Source organism: Candidatus Chloroploca asiatica, from assembly GCF_002532075.1.
Lineage (GTDB): Bacteria > Chloroflexota > Chloroflexia > Chloroflexales > Chloroflexaceae > Chloroploca > Chloroploca asiatica.
In genome coordinates this window covers 1-513 of the sequence record NZ_LYXE01000141.1, presented here as the reverse complement: position 1 = coordinate 513, position 513 = coordinate 1, and the positions used below count along the sequence as shown (strand labels likewise).

The 513-nt window shown below is 62.2% G+C and carries 1 protein-coding gene; it reads right to left on the bottom strand.

What is annotated here, in order from left to right; translation table 11 throughout:
• Window positions 1-513, bottom strand: a 513-nt coding sequence (locus A9Q02_RS17910) for a right-handed parallel beta-helix repeat-containing protein (protein WP_172451110.1), incomplete at both ends; no start/stop codon positions are given.

The following is a 513-nucleotide window of genomic DNA, read 5'->3' as shown; positions in this document are numbered from 1 at the left end:
GGTATTGCCGGTATAGATGAAGGTGTCATTAACATCCTGCAGCAGGCCGTAGGTGCTGTTCCCGTCAAAGGTGTTGGCCTGACCGCTGACGTTGCCCGCATTGGAGAGGCGCATACCGGTGGTATTGCTCACCAGGGTCGTCTGGTTGAGGGTGACGGCCCCCGTGTTGCCTTCCACGCGCAGGCCATCACCAGCAATCTGGCGAATGGTACTCTGCTGGAGGGCGAGGGTGCCGGTGCCGCTCTTGACCAGGCCCATACTATTCCAGTAGCCGCCATAGGCGATGGTGGCATGGGTCAAGGTTGCGTCACCCGCATTCTGCACATACAGGCCCCGCCACCAGCCGCTGGCAGGTGCCGTCGCTCCTTCATCGTTATTGGCATCCCCGCCAACGGTATCATCACGCCAGTCGGTGAAGAAGATCGGCGCCCCGGCCGTGCCCTCGGCGCGCAAGCTGCCGTCCACCCAGAGGCCGGAGTGTTGCGCAAACTTGACCACGGTATCGGGCAGGAT